Origin of the sequence: Pseudomonas protegens (genome assembly GCF_003732485.1) — a bacterium.
GTDB classification, from domain to species: Bacteria; Pseudomonadota; Gammaproteobacteria; order Pseudomonadales; family Pseudomonadaceae; genus Aquipseudomonas; species Aquipseudomonas protegens_B.
Genome location: NZ_MOAK01000015.1, coordinates 1 through 10,316, shown reverse-complemented (window position 1 = coordinate 10,316; position 10,316 = coordinate 1). Strand labels below are relative to the sequence as shown.

Annotated in this window: 11 protein-coding genes; 2 read left to right on the top strand and 9 right to left on the bottom strand. The window is 62.3% G+C overall.

Features of this window, described 5'->3' with window-relative positions:
- Positions 1-786, top strand: a 786-nt coding sequence (locus BLX41_RS34155; RefSeq protein ID WP_259744306.1) for a peptidase dimerization domain-containing protein, incomplete at its 5' end; no start/stop codon positions are given.
- Positions 787-918: 132 nt separating this feature from the next.
- Here BLX41_RS34155 and BLX41_RS01510 read toward each other — a convergent pair.
- From BLX41_RS01510 to BLX41_RS01485, 6 genes are read right to left on the bottom strand one after another with little or no spacing between them, the layout of a single operon-like run.
- Positions 919-1,884, bottom strand: a complete 966-nt coding sequence (locus tag BLX41_RS01510; RefSeq protein WP_123723533.1) for a fatty acid desaturase family protein — start codon at positions 1,882-1,884, stop codon at positions 919-921.
- The gene (locus BLX41_RS01505) at positions 1,871-2,494 is read right to left on the bottom strand and encodes a phosphatase PAP2 family protein (protein ID WP_123723483.1); all 624 of its coding nucleotides are present in this window, start codon (positions 2,492-2,494) and stop codon (positions 1,871-1,873) included. The genes BLX41_RS01510 and BLX41_RS01505 overlap by 14 nt, the downstream gene beginning before the upstream one ends.
- Positions 2,495-2,545: 51 nt before the next feature.
- The gene (locus tag BLX41_RS01500) at positions 2,546-3,640 is read right to left on the bottom strand and encodes a glycosyltransferase family protein (RefSeq protein WP_123723482.1); all 1,095 of its coding nucleotides are present in this window, start codon (positions 3,638-3,640) and stop codon (positions 2,546-2,548) included.
- Complete coding sequence (locus tag BLX41_RS01495) at positions 3,637-4,371, bottom strand: hypothetical protein (RefSeq protein WP_123723481.1); 735 nt, start codon at positions 4,369-4,371, stop codon at positions 3,637-3,639. Before BLX41_RS01495 ends, BLX41_RS01500 begins: the two co-directional genes overlap by 4 nt.
- The gene (locus tag BLX41_RS01490; protein WP_123723480.1) at positions 4,368-5,390 is read right to left on the bottom strand and encodes a hypothetical protein; all 1,023 of its coding nucleotides are present in this window, start codon (positions 5,388-5,390) and stop codon (positions 4,368-4,370) included. The genes BLX41_RS01495 and BLX41_RS01490 overlap by 4 nt, the downstream gene beginning before the upstream one ends.
- 53 nt (positions 5,391-5,443) lie before the next feature.
- Positions 5,444-6,517: a glycosyltransferase family 2 protein gene (locus BLX41_RS01485; protein WP_259744304.1), complete on the bottom strand. Its 1,074-nt coding sequence runs from the start codon at positions 6,515-6,517 to the stop codon at positions 5,444-5,446.
- 3 nt (positions 6,518-6,520) lie between these two features.
- Here BLX41_RS01485 and BLX41_RS34150 point away from each other — a divergent pair, with 3 nt between their 5' ends.
- Positions 6,521-7,336, top strand: coding sequence for a DUF4265 domain-containing protein (locus BLX41_RS34150; RefSeq protein ID WP_259744303.1), 816 nt, complete (start codon positions 6,521-6,523; stop codon positions 7,334-7,336).
- A 129-nt stretch (positions 7,337-7,465) separates the two neighbouring features.
- Here BLX41_RS34150 and BLX41_RS01475 read toward each other — a convergent pair whose 3' ends face one another.
- The 3 genes from BLX41_RS01475 to BLX41_RS01465 form a co-directional block, all read right to left on the bottom strand.
- Complete coding sequence (locus BLX41_RS01475) at positions 7,466-7,726, bottom strand: PAAR domain-containing protein (RefSeq protein ID WP_123723478.1); 261 nt, start codon at positions 7,724-7,726, stop codon at positions 7,466-7,468.
- An 18-nt stretch (positions 7,727-7,744) separates the two neighbouring features.
- Positions 7,745-9,340 (bottom strand): type VI lipase adapter Tla3 domain-containing protein, encoded by a 1,596-nt coding sequence (locus tag BLX41_RS01470; protein WP_123723477.1) that lies wholly within the window; start codon positions 9,338-9,340, stop codon positions 7,745-7,747.
- On the bottom strand, positions 9,340-10,316 hold a 977-nt coding region (locus BLX41_RS01465), incomplete at its 5' end, for an effector protein Tle3 domain-containing protein (RefSeq protein ID WP_123723476.1). The genes BLX41_RS01465 and BLX41_RS01470, both read right to left, overlap by 1 nt.

Below are 10,316 nucleotides of genomic sequence, written 5' to 3'. Positions count from 1 at the left end.
ACCCTCAAGACCGACACACCCGCCGAACTGGTGGCCAGCCTGCAGCAAGCCGGCGCCGCCTATGCCAAGGCCAACGGCGGCAACTTCCAGGTGGCCGCCAAGGTGGTGGGCAAGGATGTGCAGTTGACCGTCACCGGCGTGTCCGCCCACTCCTCCGAACCCGAGTCCGGGGTCAACCCGGTGGCGCGGATGCTGGACTTCATCAACAGCCTCGACGGCAAGGTCGCCCTCAAGCACAACGCGTTCACCGACGGTGCCCGCTACGCCGCCGACAACTGGGGCCTGGACTACCTGGGGAACAAGCTGGGCATCGGTTTCGCCGACGCCTTCATGGGCCCGCTGACCACGTCCCCGACCTTCGTCGGCGTGGATGACAAGGCCTTCAAGCTGGCGGTCAACCTGCGGGTGCCCAAAGGCAAGACCCCGGACGTGCTGAAGGCTGAAATCACCGACAAGCTGGCAGCCTGGAGCAAGAAGACCCAGGTGGCGGTGAAGCTCGACACCTCCATCGCCGCACCGATGTACCGCAACCCCGAAGGCGAATGGGTCAAGGCCTTGCTGGCAGTGGCCAGCGAGAACCTGGGCATGGAACACAAGTTCGGCACCTCCGCCGGCGCCACCTCGGTGCATGAACTGCCCAACGGCGTGCAATTCGGCCTGGCGCGGCCCGAAGTCAAGTACACCGGCCACACCGACAACGAGTTCAAGACCGTGGACCAGTTCCTCCTGGACTTGCAGATCGTCACCGAGATGGTCGGGCGTATCGGGCAACTGCCCAAGCTCTGACGCCCCGGTCGGCCCCGCCGCAATGGCGGGTCCGATGGTCTTGTTCCGGCTGATTGCCCAGCGCCCTCTACACCTGTCTCCCGATAGCCTCGATCAACGTCCGGGGGATGGGAGCGCGGACGCCGTGAGCCGTCAGGCCGCCGGTGGCTTCAACGCCGGATAGCTGAGATCCCGCAATACGCCGATGTACCCGCCATAGAGATTCCCGGCTGGCAGCAACTGCTGCGCGGCCAGTTGCTCATGCAAACGGCGCAAATGGTAGAACGGCACGCGCACATAGAGGTGATGCTCGATGTGGTAGTGAATCCCATGGGGACCGAAGAAGAAGGTCTGCCAGTTCGGACGCACGATGCTTCGGGCGTTCTGGCTCTGGTCGGCATGGGCGGGCAATCCGGCGTGCTCCATCAACGCCCGGACCCGCCCCATCAAGGGCAGCAAAGTAATGGCCGGCAACAACCACAAGCCCAGGTAGAGCCAGGGGTGCCCGCATGCGCTCAGCAAGCCGAACAACACGCCGTTGCCCAGCAGCATTGAACAGATCTCCCAGAACACCAGCCCCGCGGACTTCTCGACCCTGGGCATGACAGCGCGGTAGTCGCCCCGAGCAAATTTGCAGGCACTGATGAAGTAGCCCACCCCGAACAGATCCGCCAGCAAGCGCCTGGCCAGTTTGCCCCGAGGCAGCGGGTAGTCCCCCATGCCAAACACCGCCATCACCGGGTCGTCATGCAGCATCGGTTGCCGGTGGTGCTTCAGGTGGCCGGCGCGGTAGGTGGCCATGGAAAGAAACAGCGGGCCAGCCGCCAACAACTGCCCCACGCAATCATTGAGTGCCTGCCGGCGCAGGAGCAGGCCGTGGGCACTCTCATGCATGATCACCGCCAGGGCCAATTGGCTGCGGGCAATGATCAGCGCCGCCAACAGGTAGGTGACCGGGTGCGGCCAGCGTGCGGCACAGACGAACGCAGCGGCGATCAGGGCCCAATCGGCCAACAGCGCCAGCATCCCGATCCAGGGCTTGAGGACAAACAGCTCAGCGGCCGGGACAAAGGCATTGAGCGCCTGATTGTCGCCGGCGCGGGCATTAGGCTGGGACACGGGCATGGCTTCCTTGTCGTTGGCTGGCCAGGGCGCAGGCCAGGGCCAGCAGAAGGCCGCCCGCGACATCCAGCAGCGTGTGTTGCTTGAGGGTCAGGGTCGACAGGCAGATCAACAGGCCGGTGATACCGATCAGCCATTTTCCCGGATGGGACCAGAGCGCGCGGCAGGCCAGGCACGTCACCGCCACATGCAGGCTGGGGCAGCCATTGGACGCCAGGTCCAGTTGCCACATGCGGCTCAGGCGTTGATACAAAAAGGCACTGTCGAGGCTGCCAAGGTCGGGCCTGGGCAGGTGTTCGGGGAACAGCCAGAAACACAGGAGGGCGATGGCGAAAGCCATCCCCGTGGCGTTCTTGAACGCCCTGAACGCCTCGCCACTGGCGTAGGTCGCCGCCAGCAGTACGAAGGGAAAGAACAGCACATACAACCACCAGGACTGGGCAATGAAAGGAATCCATTCGTCCAGCGGCGTGACCCAGATGTAGCGCGGCGTGATCAGCCGCTGCAGGCCGATGAAAATGCTCAGGCCCAGCAACAGTCCAAGCAGCGCAACCAGCGCCTGTCGATAGTTGGCTCTCGGGGTCGGGCTGGGCAAGGGATGGCTCATGGCTGCTCGCTTAGCGGGTGCAGGGCTGGATAAGGGCCCACAGCGGCGCGCTCACAGGCTGAGCAGGCGGCTGACCCAGGCGTCGATCCGCCCCTGGGCCCGCGCCCGCCCTGCAGCCGCTGTCGACTCGGCCCCCGCCGCTGCGGTCAATTGCTGCGCCGCCTCAGCCATCTGGCGACGAAAATCCGCGGCGTCGCCGCGCCAGGTCACCACTCGATGCAGCAGCTGTAGCTGGGCCGCGCGCGCCGCATTGCTGGTTTGTTCGGGCTGATCGCTGAGCACCAGGATGATCGGCCGCTGATAGACCCGAGCGATGGACAGTGCCGCCATGCCCGGCGCCGACACTATCAGCCGGGCCTGGGCGGCGTGACTGGCCCAGTGCGGATCGACCCCGAGCCAGCCATGGCGCCCGGCATAGCCCTCGCCCACCCGATGCCCGTCCAGGCCGGCGTCCTCCAGGCCCGCACTCAAGGCATCGGCCAGGCTGGGCTCGCTGAAATGCGGATTGAGGTACACCGCAGCGCCAGGGGCCGATGGTTCCGGCATCACCGCCGCCAGGGCCACCGGGGTCGGCAGGCGATACAGCAACGGCGCCTGGGCGTCGTCCACTTCATAGGCGAAATCATGCTCGATGCGGGCTCGCGCCGCGTTGATCTGACGGTCGACAATCCAGCCGAACAACCGCCCGAACTGACGCGGCCACATGCCCGCGAAATTGTTCAGCAGCGCCACCTTGAGGCTCGCGCCGTACACATGCACGACCTTGCGTCGCCATCCCGGCAGCATGCCCATGTACAGCAGCGCCGGATGGAAGGAGTCGTTGATCACCAGATCCACACTGCGCAGCCTGCGCCCCAGATGGAGAATGTCCCGCAGCATCCGCCCGGGACGAAACAGGTAATGGGCGACATTGCGATTGGTGGCCTGGCGCAGCATGTTCTGCTCGCTGTCGAACTGCACCGCATAGTGCCTGGACAGCAGCTCGGCCTCGATGCCGAAGCGTTGCAGAAAGTGCTGCCCCTGCTCCGAGGTCGTCAGCACCTCGACCTGGGCTCCCGCCTCGCGCAGGGCATGTACCAGCAACTGCGCACGCATCAGGTGGCCACGGGCATCGGCGGTCGCCAGGTAAAGAATCCGTTGGCTCATCGGGCCGCGCTGCCCACACCGCCCAGGGCCCAACCGGCGATGTACATGGCCAGGGCGCCGGTCACGCCAAAACTGGCATCCACTGCACGAATGTCCTGGAGCAACAGCTCCAGGTGTGCCGATTCATGGGGCGCGACAATGCGGCGCAAGGTGTTCTCGCACAAGCGCACGTGGGCCTTCTCGTCGGCCAGGACCCGAGACAGCAGCGGATACAGCTCATGCCCGGCACCTATCACCGCACAGTGACGGCTCAATACCCGCTGGGCCATCTGCTCGGCACAGAGCCCGGTGGCGTAGGCCGGCACCAGCAGGCCATGCTCGAAATGTGCCGCATAGCGATGGGCCAGGCGCTGCCAGCGGCGGATCTTGCGCCGGCTGAGCCAGTCCGGCTCCAGGCGTACCGAGCCGTCGTCGCCCAGGCCGCGCAAAGCGTCGGCAAACAGCGTCACATGGCGACGCTCATCGGCCAGGTGCTGTTGCACCTGACGCTCGAGCCAAGGCGGCGACTGGGGGAGCAAGTCTTCCAACAGCGTGCGCTCGGTGGCGTCTTCGCCGGCCAGGTACATGCGCAACAACAAGCGCTCCCCGCGCGGGCTACGGTGCAGGCGCCGCAGCGCAGCGCGCTTGATGCGGTCCACCAGGCGCGCCTGCACCGCCCCCAGGCCCTGGGCCTGAGGCATGCTCAGGCAGCTGAAGTTCGCCTCGGTGGCGGCAGCTTCACCCACACTCATGGCGCGGGCTGCGGGGCAGTGGCGGAGGCCGTGGCCACCTGCTGGCTGCGGTGCCAGGCCAGGATCAGGCCGATAAAACTGTCACGCATAAAGGCCGCTCCGGATGTCCCGGCATTGGCAAAGGGTTGTTCATGGCCGTTGTAACGCAGGTAGCCCTTGCCGTTGACCGCCCCCAACTCGAGGACGTCGCGCTTGTTCAGGCCGCGTTGGCGCACCTCCTTGAGCAGAGGACTGTCTTCGAGGCCGAACACGAACAATTGGCGCTGGACCACCCACAACGGAATCTTGCCGCTCAGGGCCTGCAGGTTGAGGTTCCAGGTGCCCGTTGCCAGCAACGCATCCAGTTCGCCAGTGCCCGGTTGCGCCGCGCTGAAGCTGGCACGCATCACCGACTTGGACAGTCGTCCGACACCCAGGCCGATGGTGATGTCGTCGGCCGCCGGGTTCCGGGCATCGCTGGGACGCACGACCACGAAGTAGCTGGCCACTTGCGCGGCGATTGACGGTTGTGCCAGGACCTTGCGCGCCTGCTCGGCGGTGAACAGCACACGCTCAGCGGTGCCTTCACGGACGCTGATCTGATAGGGGTCGAGGACGATGTCGCTGAACTTGCCACGCACGGGCGAGTGCACATAAGTGTCGGACTTCCACTTGGAGCCCGAGCGCCGCAACAGCACCTGCAGGCTCAGCGGCACGCGCTGGCCATCGGCGGCGATGCCACTGCCGTGCAGCAGCACGTCGCCGATCACGGTCTTGCTGTCATGGTGGTCGTCAGCGCCAATCACGATGGCGTGGGTTTGCGGGTCGACGCTGGCCTGGGCATCCGCCACATCCAGGGCAATCCGGTTGCAGTCGCGGTCAGCGCTGCGGGTGACGGTCGCGCAGCCACTGTCCGAGGCGAAGTGAAACACCCCGCGACCACTGAACTCGGAAGGCGCGGCATTGGCCTGGCCGCTCAATGCCAGCAGTGCCAGGCACGCCAGGGAGTAGCCGAATGAAGCGAGCGAAGGTGTTTTCATGGGGGAGTCCTGTGAGCACGCAGCCTGCGTGCGACGATACGGCGCGACGGGGATCAATCCAGGTTGCGGTGATAGGACAAGGCTTCACTGTGAACGGCGCTCCGACGCCCGACACTGATGCCCATGCCACGCACCACAGCGCCGGCGGTGTCGAGCAACGACATGCCGATAACCACCAGCATCGCCCCAAGGCGTCGGAGCCCGCGCAAGGGCGGCAAGTCCTGATGGTTGAGGGCCCGCAGGCTGTAGCCGAGGCGCCCGAGCATCACGCACAGCGGCCCGATCGGACCGCTGCGCCCAAGCCATTGCAGCCAGCCCGGCATATAGGCGCGGACCAGATAGGGGGTCAGGCCGACGCTGTCACCTCCCCTGAGCCAGCGCAGCTTGAGCACTTCGCCATGGCTGTCGGGCAGTCGATGCTCGGTATGGGCGCCTGGCGCATAGGCCACCGCCACGCCCGCCGCTTGCAGGCGCAGACCCATGACCTGGCAATGGGCGCGATAGATGCCGTCGAGCGGCTCATAGCGATATTGCTCGAAGGTGTCACAGCGAAAGGCTACGTTGTTGGCGTAGAAGTTACGCGTGGCGCCGTTGCGCAAGGGACTGGGGAAGTACATGAAGTCGATGGCAGTCAGGGCGCTGCCGGCGACGCTGGGCGCATAACTGGTACGCCCGGCGACTGCCAGCGGCGCGTCGTCCGCGGCGAAAGGCACAAGCAACTGCTCCAGCCAATGGCTACAGGGAATGCAGTCGGCATCGGCAAAGACCACGTATTGGCAGCGCCCCTGATCGACAGCGTCGAAGCCGACATTCTTGGCATCGTAGTAACCGGTGAGGGTATCGATCTCGACGAAGTCCAGTTCCCGTCCGGCCAGTGCACACAGGGCCTGGCGCGCCACAGGATCGAGGCCGTCGTGGGTGATGACCCACTGGGCAAAACTCTGGAGTGGCAAGCTCTGCAAGGCAAGGCGTGCGATCAGTCGCTTGAGGCTGTTCAAGGCCTCCTGTGCATCCTTGCCGCCACGCAGGTTGTTGGTCTCCAACACCAGCGCCGTATGGGCTGCGATACCCTCCAGGCGCTCGCGCCTGTCGCTGCCGGGAGGCAACTGCGACGTCCTGGTTGTCATTGCTTGGCTATCCATTTCACTGTATCTCTGAAAAAAGCGCGGCCACCCGGGGGGCGCGACGGGCGCAATCACAGCATTATTCCCAAGATTATTCAAACGCCAAGTGCGCCCGATGTGATGGCCAACGCAGTCGGCTCACCCGACAGCGCTTCCAGGCTCGGGATTGTTCAGAAGCCCAACGAGGCGCACGCCAGGTGGCCGCCGCTTTGTGTGCGGATGAAGCGATTGGATAAGGTATTCTTCGGCGCAAAACGGCTATCACCACTGTTGGACCGGTTCGAGCGGGCAAACACCATGGACATCAAGCAACATCACCAGGACGTCTTTCACAAGATCACCCTCATCCTGCAACAGGATGCTGACGGTTATCCGCCCGTCTCCGCCGAGTCCCTGTGGGGCATCAAGAAAGGCGAAACCACCTACCTCGTCGACAACACGCCCTATTACATTTATGGACTCAGCAAAGGCGACCTGATTGATACGCGACAGGAAAACAACGAGCTGATCGCTACCGTCATTATTCAACAAGGAGGCCACTCCACCCTCAGAGTCTTCGCTGAAAATGCACGGGACAAAGCCAACATCATAAAGACCCTGCAACAGTTGGGTGCCCACTGCTCAGTGACTCATAACCTGTCGCTCTTCTCGGTTGATATACCGCCAGAGCGCCGCTTCGAACCTATAGACGCCTACCTGTCCTCGATAGCTGACGATGACCAAATCGCCTATGAAGACGCCTGCCTGCAGCATCACGGGATCGACTTCGCCCGACAGTCGCAATGCTCATCCCTGGCATCGTTACGACGCATGACCCATTGAGCGGTCAGCTCAGTAGAAGGCAAGCGCCACGGCACTCTAGCGTGGCCCGGTTTGATAAGCCGTGACCGTGGCTCATCGATCAGCGCCAGCAGCCCCTGCGCTCTTGAACACTTCGACGCCGTTACCCGGCTAACGCGTCGCGCTTGCTTTGGGACCGCTCGCGATCAGGCTGGCGCCACACGCGGTTTTCATACCGTCAAGGGCCACCGCAATACCACCGACATTCAACAGCGCACTGCCTTCTGAAATAGGAAACACCCCTTTGCACAACGGGCACACAACCTTGTGCCCCACACCCGCCATGGGTTTACCGTTCAAGTCGGTTTGGCTGAATGCCTCAACGACAGTGCCGCCATGATTGGTACTGTCCCCAAGTCGAATAATGTCCACGTCCACTCCTTAGCGACCTTAAAGGTCATCCATCCAATTGTCCTTGGGCCTCAGCTCGGCCAGAAACTCTTCCAGCGTGTAGTCCTCTTCCACAACCGACATCCGCGATACCGCAGGAGCAGCATTTACAGGTTTTACAGCGGCACCGTCATCACTGCTGGCGGTTTGGGGCATCAGGTTGATGCCAAATTTGTTGCCAACGGGCTTTTGCCCAGGTGTCGGCGAGGTGATGGTGATGAGGGTCGCTTGATCCTGACGGCGCATGGGCATGACCACGCTGGTATCGGCATTCAGGTAACTGGCCATGGTGGCCAAGGCAATCCCCACGAAGGGCGACGCCGAACCGGTATCACCCAGGCGCTGGGTCAGGTCGTAACCCTCGCGGGAATCGAGCAGGTCCAGGGAGCTGCGGGCAGCAGTCAGAGCAGGAAGCAGCTCGGCCAGTGGCGTGCTGTTCAGGCCACCGTCGTAGAACACCCGAGTCGGTGCTGGTGTAACGGCATCAGTGGTTTTTTTCCAACCAGCAGCCAATTGAGCGGTCAAGGCTTCGCGCTTGAGACGCTCGCCGTTGTCCGGGCGCTGCAGGGAAACCGTGACCGGGCGATGAATCCTGGCCAGCACCGGCAAGGCGTCCCATTGTTCAAAGGCGCGCTCGGTCCAGGGCTGCGGGATGAACTCTGAAGGTTGGAACTCCACCGCCGGTTTACGCCAGCCCCAACCTGTGAATTCGGGATCGATCTTGTTCTGGTTGACCTTGGTGAAAGGGGCGTAATAGCGCAGCCATTCGACACGTTCGGGGCGGCCGACGACCAGGGCGACCATTGCGTCGGTGAGCTTGTCAGGCTGGCGTGGACCCGCGACAGCCCCAAGCGACTTCAAAGAGACATCTCTGCTCGATAGAGCGCCAGCCATGCTTATTCCCTCATTGACATACACCAAGAGTGCAGGAAGATCGGGGCTACTCTCGAATATCTGGAACAGCGACTCCATCACCCCCTCAGGCGTGTCATTACAGATAATGCCATCCTGAAAACTACGAATACGGTGCCAATGCAACCCTGCGGGTGTTCGCATGTCATTGACCATGACAGACAAACTGCGACGAGTTCTTTCGGGCGTAAAGCGAAGGTTCGGGGTTTTAGGATTCCAACTTCGAACCACAGTGACGGTAGGAATCGGCCACTTCTCCAGAAAGTTCCTTAACCCCAGTTCCAATGCATCCGTTTCCCGTTTGTCATAGGCCATATTCTTGTCATCAGCAGTCTGGGGATACTGCTTCGGGTCAGTAGGCAGAACACTGCCAACATGCAGTGACTCCGTCTGTTTTGTACTCTGCTCTTGCAATGCTTGCCAAATCTGCCCCTGACGAAAAACATCCAGACTCACACCGAGGCTGAGCACATCTAGAGTTTCCAATTGCGGCGAAGTAGTGGGGGCACGGTAACGAGGTTCAACAGTCATGGTGGTAGCCTTCCTGGCTGAGGTATAGGCCGTCACGGCCGTGGCCGGACTGGCAAAGCAACGGATAGATGTCAACTCGGGTTCAGCAGCCTGAGTCAAGTGACTGGTCAGTAGCAGGCTGGAAAGAGACCAGTACGTAAGCACGCGGCGCATCAGACGGTCTCTCCAAAGCTGACGGGGATTCCCGCTTTGCGTCCCGCCAGAGACTGGGTAGCTACCAGAGAAGGCATTTTGTCCTTGACGGTAGTTGGTAATGCACCGCTTATTCGGTACGTTACTGTTGAGTTAATCAGCTCGCGATTACTACTCTCCTCTTGAAGATAGAGTGCCTCCACATCTTCGTCTGGAAGGTCAATATCCACATCTTCCTCACTGTAGATATCCCCTCTAGTTCTCTCCCAATCCAACCGCCAATCCGCCACTCGACACAAATACGCATAAAACGTCACATCATCCACGCTCTCCCCCGCCCCTATCGCCACGTCATACGCCAGCACTCGCCGGCTATGTTCAGGGTTGTTTGGAATGGCCGAGTGAAAAGACAGCGCCTCTTCGTGCTCCTGGTTCTTGCCTCCACTTTGCAAGCGCATGCGTGCCTCGTAGGGCGTTTCTGAACGCGTCACCAGCACCTTGCCGTTGTCTGTCGCCCGGGCGGCAAACACGTGGGTGGTTTCAGATATCTCCTTGCCTTCGTTGAGGGCCTTTTGAACGCTGCCAATGTCGCGTCCGTGCTTGAAGGCGACAGACTCATCGATCGCCTCCAGCCGAGTGTGCCGAGTGCTTGCGGGAGTCCAGGCTTTATTGCTGATCGCAATGGCCGCATCGATGGGCGCCAGTGTGTCCTTGACCTGATAGACACCGCTGTTTGAGTCCGCTCCCGGCATGACCACCGTGCCATCGGCGTCAAAGTTGGTTGCAACGGGCACTGGCAATAATGGCGCGGTCAGCATCACCGACTTCCCTTGCTCAAGGGAGGCGCGGGCCACGGACATCCGCTGCTTGTACGGCAGACCGGTGTCTTCCCAGGTGTCCTCTCCCTTGAGCAGCAATGGGTAGACATAGGGCGGGGTGTGCAGACCGATCAGTTCCTTTTCTCCGCCGCGCTTGCGCAGGGTAAAGATTCGTTGGT